Below are 18,306 nucleotides of genomic sequence, written 5' to 3' on the forward strand. Positions count from 1 at the left end.
AGTCCACTACATCCTTACCATCATACCATCGGCAACGGACATTCTATAGGCTCTCATCGCAGGTATGAGGCTGACAACCATGCCGGCACAGATAACGCTCAGAATGACCCAAAACTCGCGCAGTGTTGGCGCATCAATCGGCAACCACAAGCCAAGCGCGCTGTCGAGAAGGGGTTGGGAGATGATCAACCCTACATATACCAACCCCAATCCAAGTGTTGCCCCGAGAGTGGCCATCATCATCGCTTCCAACACCAGCAGGCTAAGTATTGTTAGCGGACCTGCACCCATCGCGCGAAAGATCGCCATTTCGCGGCGCCGTTCATTCAGACTGGAAAAGATCGTGGCCATCATTCCGATCAGCGCGGTCACAACCACCATAGCCGAGACTGCAACAAGCGCGGTTTCGGCTATGCCAACAATACCCCATAGCTCTTGCAAAGCCACACCCGGCAGGATCGCCAGCAACGGCTCTTCGCGATATTCGTTGATGGAACGTTGCAGAGAAAATGTCTGGAGCGGGCTTTTGACACCGACGAGGGCCGCCGTTATCGCTTTCGGTGTCAGGTCCATCTGACGGATGACATCCACCGGCGTCGCCTGACCGGGGATCTGTGCGCCACTCTGCCAGTCGACATGGATGGCTTCTATCGCCTCCATGCTTATGATGACCGTGCGGTCAACCGGCGTACCGGTCTTTCCCAGAATTCCAGAGACCCGGAATGGCTGATCTTTGTGTTCGGTGAAAGACGCAAGGCCATGCGCCACGATGATCGGATCGCCGACCTTGTAACCCAATGCGGACGCGACGTCGGCCCCAACCACCGCATCAAAAAGATCATCCATGACGGCGCCATTTGCCAGCGTCAACGACCTGCCTTGCCGATATCTATAATGCTCAAAAAACTCTTGGGTGGTGCCCATCACACGGAACTGCCGGTGGCTGTCACCAAGGGAGATCGGCACAATCCAGTCCACATCGGACCGGCCCGCGATGTCCTGATAGCTTTGCCAGCTGACGTTGTTTGTCGCATTCCCGATACGAAATACCGAGTAGAGCAACAACTGCACAGATCCCGAGCGGGCGCCGACAATCAGATCGGTCCCGGAAATCGTGTCGGCAAAGCTCGCCTTGGCCCCGGTTCGCACCTTTTCGACGCCAAGAAAAAGGGCGACCGACAAAGCGATAGCGAGGATTGTCATGCCCACCGTCAGCGCACGCGCAAACAGCGACGCAATCGCCAGCCGCAAAATCATGATACCCCTTTCTGAACTTCGGCGATGTCCTCAAGGGTGATGACCCGGTCGAACCTTTTGCCCAGACGGGGATCATGGCTCACCATCAATAGTGAAGAGCCCGTAGACGCAGCCTGTGTGAACAGCAAATCGAGAAAGGCGTTCTGGGCGTTGCTATCGAGGGCAGAGGTCGGCTCATCCGCGATGATCAGGGGGGGCTGGCCAATCAAGGCACGGGCCACCGCGACGCGTTGTTGCTGACCGACGCTGAGCGTCCTGGCCTTTGCGTTGATAAGATGCTCCGGCAGACCCAGGGCAGAACACAAGCGTGCTGCCTCCGCGGCGGGCTGGCTGACCCGCCTGCGGCGTGAGGGGGCAAAGCGGAGGGGCAGCAGGATATTGTCGATCACGGATCCAAATGGGAGCAAGTTGAACTGCTGGAAGATAACGCCGATATGCTCCGCCCTGAAGGTATCTCTCGCGCCTCCGCTCAATCGGGAAATATCTCTGTCGGCAACAGCAATCTCGCCGCGATCCGGCAGGATTGTACCGCAGATCAATGACAGCAGCGTTGATTTTCCCGACCCGCTTTCGCCCAGAAGCAGGACTGTTTCACCCGCTGCAAGAGAGAATTGCGGGACACTCAGCGAGAACCCGGTTCGTCCGCGCCAACGATAGGCCAGTCCAGTGATTTCGAGCGTTGCATCCGTCACCTACGTTCAACGCTCCAACGTCAGGATCGGGGTGCCACGTTCGACCTGATATGCGTGCGCGCCGGATGCACCGGCCAGTTGCACCTGAACCTTCTGCGCGTTGGGAAAGGCGTCGAAGTAAGCGAAGCTGATATTCGTCAGGGATGCAGGTTCGGCGCAGTTTAGCATGTAACTTGCATGAAACTCGGTGTGATCTGCTTTTTCGGTGTGATGCTCAGCATGGCCTTCATGCTCATGGTCATCATGCTTGTCGTTCGCGTGGCCTTCGTGGTCGTTATGACCGTGTTGGTTGTTATCATGCCCGGCATCTCCGGCATGATCCTCATGCACATCTTGACCGTGGCCACTGGCAGTCTCCAGCTTTGCGCTCGCCTCGCCAACGCTGCACCGAGCGGCGTCCGGCATAATGAACAGGGCCAACGGATCACTGAGCCGGGCGATTGCAGCATCAACGGCTGAACGATCCGCGGCACTCTTTGCGGCATGTTCAAACCCGACCAGGTCAGCACCGGGCGCCTGGAACTCCATCAATACCGTGCTCCCGTCGATCGCAATGTTCAGCGTGCCAACGCCGTGTTCATGCGCGCCAAGTTGACGGGGGCCCTCGGCCAACGCCGGCAAGGCAGTAACGATTGCGAGAAGAGAGAGAGTTCGTTTCATAACAATGTCCAATGTGGAAAATGATCAGGCAGCACAGGTGCCACATAGGCCGTGGATTTCGACGATATGGCGCAGGGCTTTAAAGGCATTTCTATCGGTCAGTTCTGTAAGCTTCGGAAGCAAGTCACTGCCGTCGTGTTCCTCTACCGATCCGCAGTCTTCGCAGATGGCCAGAACAGGCACGCTTTCAGCATGGTCGCAGCGACAGGGGACAAAGGCGTTGATTGACTCAAGGCGATGCGCACGCCCCTGATCGGTCAGAGCCGACAGCGTACGATAGACTGTCGGCGGCGCTATACTTGGCTCGCTCAGCTGGAGCTGTTCAAGAATTTGATAGGCCGTCATCGGCCTGTCGCAGGCCTTCAACACGGTCAGGACATCTGATTGGCGTGTCGTTGCGCGTTTTCGCATGATGGCCCCCTTTGTTGCTTCAGGTTATTATTTTATAATATAACAAACCGCAAGACTTAAAACAACAGACACCAGGACAGCCATACGCAAATCCCGGATCTCTTCTGTCGTTAATGGTTGGTCTCGCCCCGCTTCACGCTGAAAAAAAAGTCGCTCCCTAAGGGGCGATCAGCAACCTCGTCAGGTATAACCTCGGGGCCGCCCAGAAACACGTTGGTGCAGAAATGGGCGTGCATCCTCGAGAGTTTTCGCAACTTTTCACCTGTGATGTCCTGAAACAGCGCAAGCATATCCTCGCGCGCCTTGAGTTCGCTGATCCTCTCGCGATGCCTTCGGCAGCAGTCCTCATGCGCAGCGGCAATGTCTGGATCTGTCAGCAATCGGGCCAGTTCCTCCTCAAGCGCAGGCATCATGCGCTGGATCGAGCGATCGTCTTCGGCGTTGTTGTTCATTCTGAACCAGTAGGACAATCCCTGATCGCGCTCGACGTGATTCACCCGACCACGGTCGCGTTTGACCAGAAAACTCTCTGCACTGCGCACCGCGTAATGGTTGAGCTGGACCAGGTCGTATCCATAGGTTGCGATGGTCGAGCGCCAGCCATTGCGAAATATGTCCCGTGGCATCGGGCGACCCGATCCGTTGACCCATCGAATGCCCTGCCAGTGCTGTGATTGCAGCCCCTTTGGCCGGTGAACGCCGAGACGTCTGAAGACACCGTTATTTCGAAACAGCGTTTTAAAGCCCCAAGCCTGATGCGGCCTGCGCGTGACTTCATGGGCGCAGCGCGTAAACTCTCGTGTGACTAACGCGCCGGAGAACCTGGACACATCATTGTTTCCGAACAAGCGCCAGGTCATAGCGATCATATTCGCGTCACCGATCGCAGCATATAGGTCGCTGAGCCGCCCATTTCCGCATCTGATATTAATGAATTCATCCACATCCATACAGACAAGCCAATCCGCGGCGCGAACGACAGGTTCTTCTTCCGCCGCTTGAAACGCGGCGTGCTGCGGCTTCAGGTCGGTTCCGCGATATGGGTTATCCCTGTGCTGGACGTAGCCCTTGTCCTGTAAAACCCGCAAAAGACTGTCGGTGCCATCGCTGCAGTCATTTGTATAAACAAGGACCTCATCGACGCCGATAGCACGGTGGTAGGCCAGCCACTCCAGCACGAAAGGCCCTTCATTCTTCATCGTTGTGACCACAACCGTCCGCGTTCCACTGCCGCCAGTGGACAAAAGCTTTGCCTTGGGCATACGAACCGGATCTGCGCCGAAATGCTGCAACGAAAAATCAAGGAGTTCCGGCGCCTCAACGAGGCCAGCCTTCGGGACAATTTGCGATAGCTTCTCAGTTGGATGGCGCAGGAGCATACTGCGGGAGAACTTGGCGATGCGATCCGTGTCGGGCGTCGCCCCTACGATCTGTGACTGATGCCAAATGCTGTCAGCGCGGCAGTCTTGCGGGGCGACGCACCAACGCAGGTGGCGTATGTCGCTATCAAACCGCGTACAGATATGATCGGAAAATGAGGCGTTTCTGCCGCGACGCACCCGCCAAGGATAGCTCTGCACCCCATGCAGGCACGTGTAGCGACCAGGGACCTGAACCGCGCGATCAAAAATCGTTGGCCCTTTGTCACAGGCCAACAGGTCGCATAAATCAAGGTTGGCCACTGCACGGGCGCTGGCCAAAAAACGCGCCCGAATGATCTCATAGATCACGAACTCACCGAGCGGCGCCCTCCAGGGGTCATCCGGCGGCGCCGTCTGCCTGCGTTTCGGTGCACCCAGCACATTCAGTGGATGAGCTTCAGCTGGCAGGCCTTTTTTGCCAAGCGGGCAGGCAGAATGAACCACGACCACGCGCACGAGCCCCTCAATCTCTTTAGCAAAGCCTTGCAAAGCCGCGATAAACTGCCGACTTTCATCAGGTGGCGCTTGATCTAGGATGACGGCTGCCTGCATCCCATGCTGAGACACATGGTAGGTCAGCCAGTCAAAGGCCGTTTCGGCACTTTCACCATTGCGCGTCGCTATAATCACGTTCAGCCCGGAAAAAAGGTCCGTCTCAGCAGCTTGGGCCTCAACACGGCATTCTTGACTGTTGACGGCGATAACGACCGGGTCCATCGGGCTATTCAACCCGAGATCGAGGGACTGAACGCAATCCGGGCGATGTCTCAGCGTGGTGTTTTCGTCGGAAGCCAAAACATCGTTGCAATGGGTCCCTGATTTGAAGAACAGCCTGGCGGCATGGCTGTTGCCTGCGGGGATCACTACGCAGTCTAGCAGAATGGTTTCACCAAACTGCTGCACACCCAACTGGCGCTCCAGAACTTTGTCCGATCCTGTCCCGAGGTCTGAATGCGTCATAGAAGGCCCGTTGATATTTGTCTTTGGATAGCACGAATTTATTCGTACTGCCCTGAAAAATCCGAACGCCACCAATCATGAACGGCCTAACAGCCCTCGGGTCGATCCTCGATTATGCGTCGCGCCTGTATCCTGAACCCGAGCAGCCCGGTGCCTATGTATCAAGGGCTCGATAGGAGCTGGTTGTGCCGCCTGTCCAGCGCCGGAAAGCACGATGAAAGTTTGCCGCAGAGGAAAATCCAAGATCCTGCGATATCTCTTCAATCGACTTCTGCCCGGCTCGCAAATCACGGATCGCGATATCGCGGCGCAGTGCATCCTTGATGGACTGGAAGGACGCTCCCTCAGCATCTAATCGCCGCATCAATGTTCGAGGTGTCACATTTAGCATTGCCGCAGCATCGCTCAGTCGGCAGTTTTCCCAGTTGGATTGGTAGAGGAATTCTCGGATCTGAAGCGAAAGCCGGTGCTCCCGAAAGCCGGTGAAGATCCAGTCACGCGGAGCGCGGTCCAGGAATTCCGCCAACTCCGCAGCAGTGCGGGGCTGAGGTGCGCCCAGCTGCTGGGCGTCGAATGAGATGGCCGAGCAGCCCTGAGAAAATGTTACGGCGGCTGGAAAGACGACACCATAATCCTGCGCGAATTCGGGGCGATCGAAGGCAAATTGCACGGCCTTCACCGGCACCTCGTAGCCCGCCAGCCAAGAGAGCAGACCATGCGCCAGCTTAAGCATAAGCATATGCCCAAACCGTTGGATCTCAGGCGATCCGCGGGGGACGATCTTGAGAATGAGATCTGTATTTTCAGATTTTAAATCAACTTGATAGTCATCAAGTATCAAATTCCAGAATGTGGAGAACCGATAGAGGGCCGCCGGGAGGGTTCCAGCTGCACGCACCGTGGTCAACAGATGTTGCAGCGCGCGAGGCCGGACAGTGCGGTCCCACAAACCGGTCATTTCATCACCAGTTTCAACGGCGGCAACCTGATAGAGCTGCACGATCTGGTCAAGGGTTACCCGCTGCGCGCCCATGTGTTTGACAGTCTCCGGCTTGACCAGCGGGGCAAGACCGCAGCGTTGCAGAATAGCGCTCATCTGATCTCCGTTGCAGCAGGTCTGCAAAGCCAGAAGCCAGTCTTCAATGAATGGCAGAGATACGGTCGCCAGCGTGTCTGGATCGGAGTGTGTCATCACTGCGTCAGATTAGGTTGTTTTGTCACTTTCGGAAAGTCGTTTGTCAAATTCTGGAATGGGCAGCAAACTGGGCGTACCGTAGATACGCGACAGCAGGTAGCACAGCAGCGAGGCGCCAATGACTTATCAAGCTCCAATCCGTGACCTGATGTTCAATCTCGAACATCTTTCCCAATGGCCGCAGATCGTGTCCTTGGACAAATACAGCGAAATTGAACGCGCTGACGCTCAGGCTGCATTGGAAGAATTTGGCAGGTTCTGCGGGGATCTCATCGCGCCGCTGTCACATGATGCCGACACGGCGGGCGCGCGACTTGAGGGGAACAAAGTCGTTCTCCCCAAAGCCTATGAAAAAGCCTACGCGCAGTTTGTCGATATGGGGTGGCAAAGCCTGGCGCACCCTGCGGGCCATGGCGGAATGGGCTTGCCGCGGGCCGTCGGAGCTGCCGCGACGGAGATCCTGAATGCGTCGGACATGAGCTTTGGCCTGTGCCCACTTCTGACCGATGGTGCCATCGACGCGCTGGAGCTCTCTGGCACGGATGAACAGAAGGAAATTTATCTCCGGCCGCTGGTGTCCGGCAAGTGGAGCGGGACAATGAACCTGACCGAGCCTCAGGCCGGCAGTGATCTTGGTCGCGTGCGTTGCAAAGCTGAGCCGCGCGAGGACGGCAGCTACAGCATCAGTGGCACCAAGATTTTCATCACCTATGGCGAACATGATCTCTCCGAGAACATTATTCATCTGGTTCTCGCGCGCACTCCCGACGCCCCGGAGGGGCACAGGGGGCTGAGCCTGTTTCTGGTGCCGAAATACCTCGTTGATGAGAATGGCCACCCCGGCGACCGCAACCGTGTCAACTGTGTGAGCATCGAACACAAGCTGGGGGTGCGGGCAAGTCCGACAGCGGTTCTGGAATATGCAGGTGCCACCGGATATCTGATCGGGGCAGAAAACCGCGGGTTGGAGTATATGTTCACCATGATGAATGCCGCGCGCTTTGCCGTCGGCGTTCAGGGGGTCGCCTTGTCCGACCGCGCCTATCAGCACGCGCTTGCCTACGCCCAGGAGCGGGTTCAGGGACAAGGCATCGGGCTGGACCCTGAACAGGTTCCGACCATCATCGGCCATCCCGATGTGCGCCGGCTGGTGCTGCGGATGCGGGCTCTGGTCGAAGGTGGCCGGTCGCTCAGCATGGCAGCGGCTGGCTGGTTGGACCTGTCTCGGAACGGGACCGACAGCACGCGCGCAGAGGCAACGCCGATCGCCGAATTCTTCGTCCCTCTGGTCAAAGCCTTCTGCACCGAGCGAGCGGTCGAAGTGGCCTCCCTCGGCGTGCAGGTCCATGGCGGAATGGGCTTCATCGAAGAGACCGGCGTCGCGCAATTCTACCGGGATGCCAGGATCTTGCCGATTTACGAAGGAACCACGGCAATTCAGGCGAATGACCTATTGGGACGCAAGGTGCTGCGAGATGGCGGACAGACAGCGCGCCGGTTCTCGGCCATGATTGCAGAGACCGAAAGCGCCCTGAAAACTGGGAGCCCGAAGGCGCAGGACATCGCGAAATGTCTTGGCGATGCGCGGGCAGCGTTTGATGCCAGCCTGGACTGGTTGCTGGACATTGGCAGCGATGATCTCAGGTCCGCCTTTGCCGGCAGCGTCCCTTTCCTCAATTTAACCGGGACGCTTGCGGCCGGATGGCAATTGGCACGCGCGGCGCGTGCTGCCGAGATTGAGTTGGAACAGGGCAGCGATCCTGAATTCATGGCACAAAAAATCACCACCGCCCAGATCTTCGCCCGGCATGTCCTGGTCGAATGCGAAAGCGACCGGGCCCGGATCATCAACGGTGCATCGAGTATCCTCGACGAGACAAGCCGACTCTGACCTTCCGCAGCATACCCGCCCAAGGGCACCCATTTAATCCGAAAAGGATCCCGCCATGTTGGCAAAAGACAGCTTCAGCTCCTATCAGAACCTCGCCATCGACGTGCGCGACAACGGTGTCTGTGTCGTAAAACTCAACCGCCCCTCGAAACGAAACGCGCTGGACACCGCAACCATTGAAGAGCTGGTTCAGTTCTTCAGCGGTGCACATCGCAACGGTGTAAAGGCAGTGGTGCTGGCCGGGGCGGGGGACCATTTCTGTGCAGGTCTGGACCTCGTCGAACATTGGAAAGAGGATCGCAGCCCGGACGAATTCATGCATGTCTGCCTGCGCTGGCACGAAGCATTCAACAAGATGGAATATGGCGGGGTTCCCGTCATCGCAGCCCTGCAGGGCGCGGTTGTTGGTGGCGGTCTTGAGCTGGCCAGCGCAGCCCATATCCGGGTGATAGACCAAACCACATATTTCGCGCTGCCAGAGGGCCAGCGTGGCATTTTCACCGGTGGCGGCGCGACCATCCGTGTCTCTGATTTGATTGGCAAATCACGGATGATCGACATGATCCTGATGGGACGTGTTTATCAGGGGCAGGAGGCCGTTGACCTTGGGCTGGCGCAATACATCACTGATGGATCCAGCTTTGACAAGGCATTGGAACTTGCCGATCGCGCGGCGGAAAACCTGCCGTTGACCAACTACGCGATCTGTTCCGCAATCAGCCATCTCAACAATATGTCCGGTATGGATGCCGCCTATGCCGAAGCGGTGGTCGCCGGTGTTGTGAACACGCAGCCCGCGGCACGGGCACGGCTTGAAGCCTTTGCGAACAAAACGGCTGCACGCGTTCGTCCGAATGAATAACGCAGCATTCCTCTCGCCCATCCGGATCAGGGTGGGGGGGACCTACCATTCGGGGGGCAGCGGCCACAAAGGCAGTTCTCGCCTTGACTGGTCTGATCGAACTTATCAATAGTTGCGCTATGACTAAGGCCAGAACAGGAGCGGCACTGCTCTCCCTTTCGCTGGATCGCGACGGACCAGAAACGTTGCAGGCACAGCTGCTGTCTCAATTGAGACGCCTGATTCTCGAGCATGTGCTTTCGCCAGGGTCAAAGCTCCCTTCAAGCCGGACATTGGCTGATGAACTCTCGGTGTCACGGGTGACGGTCTCCGCCGTGATCGATCAGTTGATCAGCGAGGGCTATCTGGAAGGGCGCGCCAGATCCGGTGTCTACGTCGAAGCAGAATTGCCCGAACAGCTGCCGGGATCGGCAGGAGCACCAGGCCCGCAGGATACAGACGCAGCCATGCCGGACGCTACTCCCGACATGCCCGCACAGTTACGAACCTTTGATATCTCCGCATCTGAGATCGCACTGTTTCCATACCGCCAATGGAGCCGCCACCACGACAAAACCTGGCGTATGCCCGAAGCCGCGTTGCTGGCGCGCGTCGATCCTTTTGGTTGGCCGCCGCTGCGCAGCGCGATTGCCGATCATTTGCGAGAATGGCGTGGCTTGCCCTGCACGCCAGAGCAGATCTTCATCACCTCCGGTGTCGTCGAAGCGATTGGCCTGATCGCGGCTGCCGTGTTAAGCGAAGGCGATGAGGTCCTGACCGAAGATCCCGGGTATATGATCCTCAATCGCGCTTTGCATCACAACCGGCTAATCCCAGTGCCGTCGCCGGTTGATCAGTCGGGCTTCGACATCAAGAGCGCACTGCCAGCCACACCGAGGGCAAAAGCGGCGATTGTGACACCGTCGCGTCAGTACCCGCTGGGCGTGACATTGCCGCTTTCCCGCCGACTGGAACTGATCGAATGGGCCGTCGCGAGACAGGCCTATGTGATCGAGGACGACTTTGACAGTGAGTATCGATTTCAGGGTCGACCGCTCCCGGCGATGATGAGCCTCAACAATCAGGATCGGGTGATCTACGTCGGCAGCTTCTCCAAGGTGGTCTTTTCTGCACTAAGGCTAGGGTTTGTGGTTTTTCCAAAACCACTTTTGTCGCAGGTCAGAGCCGTGCTGGAACAGACCGACCCGCAGGCTTCACTCATGCTGCAACCCGTGCTGGCCCGTTTCATGCAGAGCGGCGATTTTGCCACCCATATCCGGCGGATGCGGCGCGTCTACGCAAAACGACATGCGGCGCTGCTGCGGGCGATCTGCGTCCATGCAGGCGATCTACTGACCGTGGATCCGGTACCTGCCGGAATGCACTTGGTGGCAAGGCTCACATCTTCGCTCGAGAGCCGCATGAGCGATGTCGAGGCTGCACAGCGCGCCGATTTGGCCGGGGTTTCCGTTAGACCGCTGTCGTCATTTTTTGCACAAACGCCCAACATGCAAGGGCTGGTCATGGGCTTTGCAGGGTTCTCAGAAGACACACTTGACCAAGGCGTTCAGGATCTAGCGGCGGCCTTACGTGCATGAAACCAAGCCTGTCTTGTCAACTCAATAAATCCTATTTTTAACATAACTACCATTATCAATCATCTTGTGGGCGCAATTCCTCAGCCCTCGGGCGCTGCATCTGCTGTTGATGGGATAAAATCGCGCCAATGATCCCCGACGGTGGGCAGTTCTGTATAGGTCCGCCGTGCGTCGGCGGCGCGACCGATGAGATCGGCGGCAGACATGCCCATTTTGTCGCAATAGGCTTCCAGTTCATCCACCGCGTCCGTGATCACCCTCCAGCCGCGCAGCATCACCTCGGAGGATATCCCTACGGCACTGCTACCAGCCAGCATCATCCGGGCAACGTCCCGACCATTTGTCGCGCCGTTGGTGCCAATCAATGGGCAGCCCGGACCAAGACGTCGTCGGTTTGTTGCCAACCAATGGCAAGTGATCGGCAGGTTCCAATACCCCCCGATACCGCAGCTTGTCTCCAGCACAGGTTTTTGTGTTTCAAGATCAGGCACCAACCCAAGCGACCGGCCTGCCATAACCACGCTTTGGGCGCCTGCGGAAAAGGCTGCTTCAGCGAGGTCGCCTACGCGTTCGCTTTGACCTGAGATCTTGATCCAGACCGGAATATCTAATGCTTCAACCATCATTCCGGTGAGCCTTGCCACCCGTTCGGGGACCAGCTCCGTGCTGACAGCACAGCGCGCCGCCTGGCTGGCGTAGGGCGTACCGATGTTCAGTTCCAGAAGCTTCAGGCCGGCGGCCTGGATCGCGCGCGCCATGTCCAGGGCTGCGGCTGGCTGAGCCAGGACCAGTGACGGTACGAACAGACAGTCGTGTTGACCTGCCAGACGGTCCATACTCACAGCTTGCAAGAGCCAAGCGTCAAACGTCAGTGACGGTAGCCCAGATCGGGTAAACACCGTCAGTCCGCGAGGAGCATCCTCGGACCAATCCACCTTGTTCCAGTCTCGATCCAGCAAAGTGTATTCAGCCTGCTGCAACTGGTGCCTGGCGGCTTGCGACTCGTTGATAGATTTGCCGACCACCGCACCCGCGCCGGCTTCAATCGCAGCACGGACCCCCTCGATATCAATCAGATGTTCTCCCGGCGCCGCGATCACCGGGTTCTTCAGGCAAAGATCTCCAATGCGGGTCTCAAGCTTGGCCATGCGTCACCCGCCGACTTCCAGCCGTTCCCCTGAGCACACAGTCTCCTTGACCTGCGGCCCTGGCGTCGACGCCCGCAATCCCAGAATGCGGCGTGCCTCATCTGTGGTCGCTACAGGACGCTCGTATTTTTCGCAGAGCGCTGTCACACGCTGCACGAGTGCAGCGTTCGACGGCGCCAGCGTATTGCGGTCGAGCCTGACATTATCCTCAAGACCCGTTCGCGTGTGTCCACCTGTCGAGATTGCCCATTCATTGACAACCAACTGGGCAGCGCCAATGCCGGCAGCGCACCACGGCGATGTCGGCGACAGCCGTTGCAGCGTTGCCCGGTAGATATCAAATATGGCTCTGTCTGCGGGCATCGCATTGCGCACCCCCATGACAAACTGCACATAAGGCGGGTCATGCAACTTACCCTCTTGCGCCATCGTGCACGCATTTACGATATGGCTAAGATCAAAGGCTTCAATCTCCGGCATCACACCGTAGGCCGCCATCTCGCTTGCCAGCCAATCCACCAGCTCGGGTGGGTTTTCGTAGACCCGTGTTGGGAAGTTGTTTGATCCGACCGAAAGCGACGCCATATCGGGCCGCAGTGACAGCATACCTCCCCGCGTCCGGCCAGACCCGGACCGGCCACCTGTGGACAGCTGGACGATCATGCCACCACAGTGCTTGCGGATTCCTTCCATCAGGCGCGCGAATTTCTCAGGATCCGAACTGGGTGTTTCGTCCTGGTTCCGAACATGACAATGCGCAATCGCGGCACCGGCCTCAAACGCGGCCTGGGTGCTTTCGATCTGTTCATCAACGGAAATTGGAACCGCCGGATTGTCCGACTTGCGGGGCAGTGACCCGGTAATTGCCACACAGATTATGCAGGGTGCTTGGTCGGTCATGCGCGGGATTCTTCCAGATTGGCCAAGGCCTCTATCGCCGCCCCTGCTCCGCCTGCATCGGCCTGTATGCCGAGCACCTTCAGAGCCAAATCAATGCTTGATATCGCCCCCAGAATGGTCGGTGCATTGATGTGCCCCATATGCCCGATCCGTATCGACTTGTTGGCCCAGTCGCCCAGTCCCCGGCCCAGCGTAACACCGCAATGTTGCTTGCAGAAAGCGATGATCCTATGCGCGTGTGTATCGGCAAAGTTCAGCACCGATACCGATGGCGCGCGAGCAGACGGGTCTATAATATTCGCCATCGCGCCCGCCGCCGACCATTGGCCAATTGCGGCCAGTGTCGCATCTCTAAGCGCTGCGTGACGTGCAAAGACCGCGCCGAGCCCCTCCCGCTCCATTATGTCTAGTGCTGCCGCGAGCCCGAACAAGAGCTGTTCGGGCGGCGTGCCACAGTATTTAGAGTAGTGATCACCCGTCATTCGCGCGGTCCAATCCCAGTAGCGGGACCGCAGACCCGCTGAGGCATGGGCCGCCAATGCACGCGGTCCTGCCACCACGAAACCCAGTCCCGCTGGACACATCAGACCTTTCTGTGACGCTGATACCGCAACATCCACGTGCCATTCGTCGAAAGCAAATGGCATGGTGCCCAGCGACGCGATGGCATCCACCATCAGCAGAGCAGAATGACCAGTGACGTCTATGGCCTGCCGGATGGCACCGATCTTGTTGCAGACGCCTGAGGCGGTATCAACCTGAACACAAAGGATGGCGGCAATCTCGTTGGCGCTGTCTTCTGTCAATCGCCGTATCAGCGCGTCGGTGTCGATGGGTCGGTGCCAGTCGCCCGGCAGGATCTCGATCTGTAATCCCATCGCCTCTGCCATGTCTCCCCAGCCAAGCGCGAACCGGCCGGATTCCAAGACCAGAATTCGATCTCCGCGCGACAACGTATTGCAAAGCGCCGCATCCCAGACGCCATGACCGTTGGCCGCATAGAGAAAGACCCGCTGCGATGTGCCGAATGCTTTCTGCAAGCCTGCCTCGCACCGGGCCGTCACGTCGAGAAGCGGCCCGGAATAGATGTCGATGGAGGGGCGCTGGATCGCCGTGCGCACGGCATCGGGAAGGATCGACGGCCCAGGGATCAGAATGGTTTCCGGTCCGGCGGCCAGTATTGGGAAAGCATCAATCATGGCTTAGCTCGATCTTGCCAAGCCGCCGCTCCCGCAGAAAGGCAGAGGCCACCACCGGGATGATCACAAGCCCCGCCAAACCCAGGATTTCATGCTTTTCAAGCGGGATGACCGTGTGCCCGGGGAGCGGCATGATGATCGCACCCGCAATGAGCAGCAGCCGATCGTGTAGCTTCAGACGACCAACACCCGCCAGATAGCCCTGCATACCGCTGGCAAAGCACATCACACCTAATACCGCGATGCTAAGTGCGATCACGATTTCACCCGGGCTGCCGACCAGAATTAACGCCGGATCCAGCACGAAGAAGAAGGGGATGAAGTAGATGACGCTGCCAAGTCTCATCGCCTCAACTCCCGTGGCCATTGGCGGTGCCTTTGCGACCGAGGCGGCGGCAAACGCCCCCAGCGCAACAGGCGGCGTGATGAACGACAGCATACCCCAGTAAAAAATGAACATATGGACGGCCATTGCATTCATCCCGGTCGCAACCAGTGCGGGAGCAAGAATAATCGCAAGAAAGATGTAGGCCGCCGTCACCGTCATACCGATACCAAGCACAAAGCTGGTCATCGCCCCGATGATCAACAGCACCATAGGCGAGCCGCCAGCGATCGACAGCAGGTCATTCACCAACGTTCCGGCAAGCCCGGTCATCGAGAGGGCACCCACAATCAAACCAATCCCCGCCAATACGCTAACGAGTTCGGCAAAAAGCTTCGTCAGCGTGTCAACAAAGGCAAGCAGCTCGTCACGTCCCCAGCGCGTGTTCTTTGAGAACAGCTGATTGATGATCAGCAGCACTGGAGTTGCATAGAACGGCGCCAGCATTTCGCGGCGAAGGAAAAGCAGCAGATAAACAAGGAGAGCGAAGGCAAAGATATAGAACCACCCTTCTTTCAGCGTCTGTCGCACCGATGGCAATTCCGCGGCCTCAAGCCCCTTGATACCTTCGCGCGCCGCGCGCGCGTCGATCTGGATGAAAAGCCCGAAGAAATATAAGAACGACGGGATAATCGCGGCCATTGCAACACTGGCGTAAGAGACCTCGAGAAAATTGGCCATGATGAAGGCTGTGGCGCCCATAACTGGCGGCATCAGCACACCACCCGTTGAAGCGCAGGCCTCGACCCCGGCGGCAAAGGGTGCCTTTAGCTTGATACGGCGCATCGCAGGGATGGTCATCACACCGGTGGTCATGACATTGGTCACAACCGAACCGCTCATCGAGCCCATCAGGCCGCTTGCTACAATCGCAACCTTCGCTGGCCCGCCACGAATATGTCCCAGCAGAGCAAAGGCAAGATTAATGAAGAATGTGCCGGCCCCGGTATGCTGTAGCGCTGCACCAAAGATCAGAAACCCGATGACCAGATTGGCGAACGCCCGCATCGGGATGCCCACAATGCTCTCGTTGCTCATGGCATGGTAACCCGCCGCAGTCTCCAGCGGGTAGGAAAACCCGCGAATGGGGCCGGGCATGGCATCGGCAAACAGTGGATAGAGGGACACGACGCCCACAATAACGGCGAGTGCCGTGCCGCCGGCGCGGCGCGAGGCCTCAAAGATCAGGACCCAGAGTGCCATCGAAACATAGGTGGCGCGCGCGGGTGCCGCGAGTTCCCAGCCATTTTGCATCATGTTGAGCGAGTTTGCGATAAACCAGCACAGCACAGATCCGGTCAGGACCGCCAGGACGATATCGTAGAACGGCACCCTGGTGTCGGTCGCAGCCTTGCCAATGGGCAAGATGATGAAGACGGACGGGATGATCAAAAGCAAAAGCAGATACATATACTGATTTGCAAGAAGTGTATGGCCCACAAAGAAATGCAGATTGAAGGCCTGATTGATCGAAAGAAACACTACGGCGCAGGTGCTTGCCCGCAGCAACCAGAGCCAGGCATTGCCGACAGGTCGGAAACGGCTGACCGACGCTTCTAGGTCGTCCATCTTCGTGCTCATGGATCAGTTATCCCAAACTGTCGGCATATTTGCCGCTCGCAGCGCATCTGCACGCGCGGCCATCCAGCGCTTCTGGAAGTCATCGGCGCTTTTGTCTTCCAGGTCTTGCCACGCATTTGCGATCACAGCCTGCCGGCTCAGAAGATACCGGTTGTGCGCTTCATTTTCGTCAGACCACAGGCCAACCGACTTCCAATACGCAACCGCTCCTTCATGATACGGCAAGACCCATTGGAAATTCTGCCGATCCTTGGCCCAGCCGCTGGCGGAGGGCTCGGCGGCGACAAATCTCTCGAACTGCTCGTCGATGCCCTTTGCCATGTTCATCACAAGCCCAGCATCGCGATCCGGCGCGGTCACGAGAATTGGATAGGGAAAGCCGCTGCATTGCAACGGGTTAGCATCCGAGATGTTGGTACCGGCCGTTGCGATCCGTTTGGCCATATGAGGGGCCACGGCCTGCATTCTCGCCCAATTTTCGGTTTCATCATGTCGAGTTTCAAGCCAGCGCAAACCCCGCGGAGACGCGTCAACTTCGGTGCCGCCGCCTGTGGTAAATGAAGTCATCGCATCGGCCTGATCATTCAGGATTGCTTTCCATGCCGCGTCAAACCCGCTTACCTCGACTTTGGTGACATCGTCCCAAGTCAATCCGCCATATGCGAGAAAGGCCGTCACATTGGTCTGTAGCGCGGGTGAACCGACAACCCAAGGCAACCGCTTGCCCTTGAGATCTGCGGCAGTCACGATATTCGCGTCTGCCGCAGTTCCAAGCGCGAGACAGTTGTTGCCGGATGCGCTCATCACCATTTGCAGGGGTTGTGGTCCCAGTTCCGGTTTCGCCCACCCGAGGACGCCCTCAGCTGCATAGAACACGCCAGATCCGGCAGCGGCAAAATCGATCTGACCGCTCACCACTGGCACAACGCGAGAGACGTCATTTTTAGCCGGAACAACGCGCAGCGTAACGCCGTATTCGTCCTGGAGCGCCTTGCCGATAGCAACCGACTGGCTATAGCCCGAGCTTCCGACATTATAGGCTGTCCACGACAACGTATCGGGCAGCTTGGTCTCTTCCGCCGCGGCGGCACCGCCCAGGCACATCGCCAAAAGCGGACCCATAATTCTAAGCGTTTTGGTCATTTCTATTTCTCACACTTCCTAGTCGGTTACGCGGTCCGGTTTCCGCCCTTTGTTCTGGTTAGAGCTCAGTCGCCCTGGCCTTTGCCCCATTGAAAACCCTTGGTCGAAAACCAGGACGAGCGTCTGAGTTAACCTGTGATTTACTGTCAGGTCTTGCCTGCGACCTCTCAACGATTGCGCAGGGATGTTCCACTGTGTGGAACAATATGGTAAGCGTTCCGGACATCGCATAAGGGAGCAGGTTATTGGTACGGTATACTCCGGTCAGATCCGTCGAGCGGGCGATGGCGGTGCTTGAGGAAATGAACCGCGTCAAAAGCTCCACGGTTGCTCAACTGCATCTCCGCACCAAACTCGCAAAGCCGACAATCGTGCGGTTGCTCCAGACGCTGGAACACATGGGTTATGTGAGCAGAGATGAACGCCAGTCGGGCTATGTTCTGACCTCAAAGGTCATGTCGCTTAGTGCCGGGTTTCACAATGACCCGCTGGTTGTCGAAGCCGGGCGTGCCTATGCCATTGCCCTGACAAAGCAGGTTACTTGGCCGGTCTCAATCGCCATTCCAGATCAGGGCGACGTCGTGGTTCGGTTCTCAACCATTCCCGACAGCCCGATTTCACCGTTTCACGCAACGGTGAATATGCGCCTGTCATTGGATCTTCATGGGCTGGGACTTGCCTATCTGGCTTTCTGTCCGGAGGACGAGCAGCGCATTTTGTTGAAATCGATATTCGAACGCGGCAAGAGTGAGACGCCGCAATCAGGCGACACAGAAACCGGGCTGCAAGGGCGACTGGCCCTCATCAAGCAGCAGGGATTTGCGGAGCGGCTGCGCGCCGCCGGCAACGAAAGCTCCAACACGATCGCGGTTCCGATCCTTGGCGAAGGCCGCGTACTGGGGACTTTGGGTATTACCTATTTCCGCTCGGCCGTCCGGCGCGCGGATGCCGTTCGCGACTTTCTGCGCCCGCTACAGGATGCGGCCAAACAGATCGCCAGCAATGTCCGCGATCTGACCTGAGA

15 protein-coding genes are annotated in these 18,306 nt (G+C 57.9%); 4 read left to right on the forward strand and 11 right to left on the reverse strand.

Going from position 1 to position 18,306, the window contains the following annotated elements:
• Positions 1-6: 6 nt before the first annotated feature.
• The 6 genes from VWY60_RS00405 to VWY60_RS00430 all read right to left on the reverse strand — a co-directional run bounded on the left by VWY60_RS00405 (position 7) and on the right by VWY60_RS00430 (position 6,593).
• Positions 7-1,257 carry an ABC transporter permease gene (locus tag VWY60_RS00405; protein WP_340547656.1) on the reverse strand — a complete coding sequence of 417 codons (1,251 nt, stop codon included), beginning with the start codon at positions 1,255-1,257 and terminating at the stop codon, positions 7-9.
• The gene (locus VWY60_RS00410) at positions 1,254-1,949 is read right to left on the reverse strand and encodes an ABC transporter ATP-binding protein (protein WP_416539588.1); all 696 of its coding nucleotides are present in this window, start codon (positions 1,947-1,949) and stop codon (positions 1,254-1,256) included. The genes VWY60_RS00405 and VWY60_RS00410 overlap by 4 nt, the downstream gene beginning before the upstream one ends.
• 6 nt (positions 1,950-1,955) lie before the next feature.
• Positions 1,956-2,609, reverse strand: a complete 654-nt coding sequence (gene zrgA / locus VWY60_RS00415) for a zinc uptake protein ZrgA (RefSeq protein ID WP_416539589.1) — start codon at positions 2,607-2,609, stop codon at positions 1,956-1,958.
• Between the two features lie 24 nt (positions 2,610-2,633).
• On the reverse strand, positions 2,634-3,020 hold the full coding sequence (locus VWY60_RS00420; protein WP_340547659.1) for a Fur family transcriptional regulator: 387 nt from the start codon (positions 3,018-3,020) through the stop codon (positions 2,634-2,636).
• A 110-nt stretch (positions 3,021-3,130) separates the two neighbouring features.
• Positions 3,131-5,401: a glycosyltransferase family 2 protein gene (locus VWY60_RS00425; protein ID WP_416539590.1), complete on the reverse strand. Its 2,271-nt coding sequence runs from the start codon at positions 5,399-5,401 to the stop codon at positions 3,131-3,133.
• A 154-nt stretch (positions 5,402-5,555) separates the two neighbouring features.
• Positions 5,556-6,593, reverse strand: a complete 1,038-nt coding sequence (locus tag VWY60_RS00430; RefSeq protein WP_416535463.1) for an AraC family transcriptional regulator ligand-binding domain-containing protein — start codon at positions 6,591-6,593, stop codon at positions 5,556-5,558.
• Between the two features lie 121 nt (positions 6,594-6,714).
• Here VWY60_RS00430 and VWY60_RS00435 point away from each other — a divergent pair, with 121 nt between their 5' ends.
• From VWY60_RS00435 to VWY60_RS00445, 3 genes are all read left to right on the forward strand, one after another.
• A complete protein-coding gene (locus VWY60_RS00435; protein ID WP_416539591.1) occupies positions 6,715-8,487 on the forward strand; it encodes an acyl-CoA dehydrogenase in 1,773 nt (590 codons plus the stop codon).
• A gap of 55 nt (positions 8,488-8,542) precedes the next feature.
• Complete coding sequence (dmdD, locus tag VWY60_RS00440) at positions 8,543-9,349, forward strand: methylthioacryloyl-CoA hydratase (RefSeq protein ID WP_416539592.1); 807 nt, start codon at positions 8,543-8,545, stop codon at positions 9,347-9,349.
• 83 nt (positions 9,350-9,432) lie between these two features.
• Complete coding sequence (locus tag VWY60_RS00445; RefSeq protein WP_416539593.1) at positions 9,433-10,926, forward strand: PLP-dependent aminotransferase family protein; 1,494 nt, start codon at positions 9,433-9,435, stop codon at positions 10,924-10,926.
• A gap of 80 nt (positions 10,927-11,006) precedes the next feature.
• Here VWY60_RS00445 and VWY60_RS00450 read toward each other — a convergent pair whose 3' ends face one another.
• Genes VWY60_RS00450 through VWY60_RS00470 form a run of 5 tightly spaced genes read right to left on the reverse strand, consistent with a single transcriptional unit; the run spans position 11,007 to position 17,282 of the window.
• Positions 11,007-12,026: a dihydroorotate dehydrogenase gene (locus tag VWY60_RS00450; RefSeq protein WP_416539594.1), complete on the reverse strand. Its 1,020-nt coding sequence runs from the start codon at positions 12,024-12,026 to the stop codon at positions 11,007-11,009.
• 51 nt (positions 12,027-12,077) lie between these two features.
• The gene (locus tag VWY60_RS00455) at positions 12,078-12,974 is read right to left on the reverse strand and encodes a 3-keto-5-aminohexanoate cleavage protein (protein ID WP_416539595.1); all 897 of its coding nucleotides are present in this window, start codon (positions 12,972-12,974) and stop codon (positions 12,078-12,080) included.
• Entirely contained in the window at positions 12,971-14,173 is a 1,203-nt protein-coding gene (locus VWY60_RS00460) for a pyridoxal-phosphate-dependent aminotransferase family protein (protein WP_416539596.1), read from the reverse strand. Before VWY60_RS00460 ends, VWY60_RS00455 begins: the two co-directional genes overlap by 4 nt.
• Entirely contained in the window at positions 14,166-16,139 is a 1,974-nt protein-coding gene (locus VWY60_RS00465; RefSeq protein WP_416539597.1) for a TRAP transporter permease, read from the reverse strand. The genes VWY60_RS00460 and VWY60_RS00465 overlap by 8 nt, the downstream gene beginning before the upstream one ends.
• Before the next feature lie 3 nt (positions 16,140-16,142).
• Positions 16,143-17,282 (reverse strand): TAXI family TRAP transporter solute-binding subunit, encoded by a 1,140-nt coding sequence (locus VWY60_RS00470; RefSeq protein ID WP_416539598.1) that lies wholly within the window; start codon positions 17,280-17,282, stop codon positions 16,143-16,145.
• Between the two features lie 245 nt (positions 17,283-17,527).
• Between VWY60_RS00470 and VWY60_RS00475 the strand changes: the two genes are divergently transcribed.
• Entirely contained in the window at positions 17,528-18,304 is a 777-nt protein-coding gene (locus tag VWY60_RS00475; RefSeq protein WP_416539599.1) for a DNA-binding transcriptional regulator, read from the forward strand.
• Positions 18,305-18,306: the final 2 nt, after the last annotated feature.

Origin of the sequence: Phaeobacter sp. JH20_26, from assembly GCF_048056275.1 — a bacterium.
Classification (GTDB): Bacteria; Pseudomonadota; Alphaproteobacteria; order Rhodobacterales; family Rhodobacteraceae; genus Phaeobacter; species Phaeobacter bryozoorum.

What these genes read in the sequence shown, in the direction of transcription:
- VWY60_RS00405 (WP_340547656.1), bottom strand. Translation starts at nt 1,257, where the DNA reads ATGATTTTGCGGCTGGCGATTGCGTCGCTGTTTGCGCGTGCGCTGACG.
- zrgA (WP_416539589.1), bottom strand. Translation starts at nt 2,609, where the DNA reads ATGAAACGAACTCTCTCTCTTCTCGCAATCGTTACTGCCTTGCCGGCG.
- VWY60_RS00420 (WP_340547659.1), bottom strand. Translation starts at nt 3,020, where the DNA reads ATGCGAAAACGCGCAACGACACGCCAATCAGATGTCCTGACCGTGTTG.
- VWY60_RS00425 (WP_416539590.1), bottom strand. Translation starts at nt 5,401, where the DNA reads ATGACGCATTCAGACCTCGGGACAGGATCGGACAAAGTTCTGGAGCGC.
- VWY60_RS00430 (WP_416535463.1), bottom strand. Translation starts at nt 6,593, where the DNA reads ATGACACACTCCGATCCAGACACGCTGGCGACCGTATCTCTGCCATTC.
- VWY60_RS00435 (WP_416539591.1), top strand. Translation starts at nt 6,715, where the DNA reads ATGACTTATCAAGCTCCAATCCGTGACCTGATGTTCAATCTCGAACAT.
- dmdD (WP_416539592.1), top strand. Translation starts at nt 8,543, where the DNA reads ATGTTGGCAAAAGACAGCTTCAGCTCCTATCAGAACCTCGCCATCGAC.
- VWY60_RS00455 (WP_416539595.1), bottom strand. Translation starts at nt 12,974, where the DNA reads ATGACCGACCAAGCACCCTGCATAATCTGTGTGGCAATTACCGGGTCA.
- VWY60_RS00460 (WP_416539596.1), bottom strand. Translation starts at nt 14,173, where the DNA reads ATGATTGATGCTTTCCCAATACTGGCCGCCGGACCGGAAACCATTCTG.
- VWY60_RS00465 (WP_416539597.1), bottom strand. Translation starts at nt 16,139, where the DNA reads ATGAGCACGAAGATGGACGACCTAGAAGCGTCGGTCAGCCGTTTCCGA.
- VWY60_RS00470 (WP_416539598.1), bottom strand. Translation starts at nt 17,282, where the DNA reads ATGACCAAAACGCTTAGAATTATGGGTCCGCTTTTGGCGATGTGCCTG.